General features: G+C 58.9%; 2 protein-coding genes. One reads left to right on the top strand and one right to left on the bottom strand.

The window, feature by feature from the left end:
• Nucleotides 1-406: lysozyme inhibitor LprI family protein (locus DB891_RS17465; protein ID WP_223256142.1), on the top strand; the 406-nt coding region annotated here is incomplete at its 5' end.
• Between the two features lie 66 nt (nucleotides 407-472).
• On the opposite strand, the gene DB891_RS17460 is transcribed toward DB891_RS17465, so the two are convergent.
• Nucleotides 473-1001: exopolysaccharide biosynthesis polyprenyl glycosylphosphotransferase (locus DB891_RS17460; RefSeq protein WP_116764843.1), on the bottom strand; the 529-nt coding region annotated here is incomplete at its 5' end.

Raw genomic sequence — 1001 nt, 5'->3', positions numbered from 1 at the left:
AGGGATGAAATCATTGGCATGGCTGGTATTGCTGGCCGTCGTATCGGGCGCCCACGCCGGGGAGGAAGAAAGCACCCCGTGCGACAACGTCGAGACCGACCAGCAGACCTACGCCTGCGCGGCGTTCAACAAGCAGACGGCAGAGCGGGAGCTGAAGTCGGCTTACGATGACTTGATCCAGCGCATTCGCGATCAATATGCCGACGAAGGCGACCAGGCCACTGCCCTGATCGGGCGCATGGACGCGGCAGAGAAGCTGTGGATGCAACTGCGCGATGCTGATTGCAAGGTCGAGACTTATGCCGAAAAGGCGGGGAGCAAGGCATTCCAGGCGGCCTGGGATACCTGCGTGGCCCAGCGCAGTGATGACCGGTCGGAGTATTTGCAGTCCATTGGCCAGCAGTAAACCTGCACCGGCCTCTTCGCGGGACAAGCCCGCGCCCACAACACTGCTGCCGGGATTGCACTTTAATTAATATGCCTGCTTACCGGTAAACGCATTCAACGTGCGTACCAGAATCACAAAATCCAGCCACAGCGACCAGTTGTTGATGTACTCGATGTCCGAGTCCACCCGCTGGATCATCTGCTCAATGTCCTTGGTCTCCCCCCTGAAACCGCGCACTTGCGCCAGGCCGGTCATGCCCGGCTTGATGTTGTGGCGGGCAAAGTAATCGACGATGTCCTGGGAATACAACGTGTCATGTTGCAACGCATGTGGCCGTGGCCCAACCAGCGACATTTCCCCGGTCAGCACGTTGAACAACTGTGGCAGTTCATCAAGGCTGGTACGGCGGATGAAGGCGCCAATTTTAGTCAGCCGCGGGTCATTCTTCTGCGCCTGTTTAACCACGCCATTGTCCGGCTGGTGAACGTGCATGCTTCTGAACTTCCAGATACGGAACGACTCGCCCGTCCAGCCCGTGCGCTCCTGGCGGAAGAACACCGGCCCGCGACTGGTGAGTTTGATGGCCAGCGCAACGCCCAGCAATACAGGCGAT

The sequence above is a fragment of the Flavobacterium laiguense genome (genome assembly GCF_003097655.1).
Classification (GTDB): Bacteria; Bacteroidota; Bacteroidia; order Flavobacteriales; family Flavobacteriaceae; genus Flavobacterium; species Flavobacterium laiguense.
Note: the sequence above shows the minus strand (reverse complement) of the source record. Positions and strands in the feature narration are given on the sequence as shown.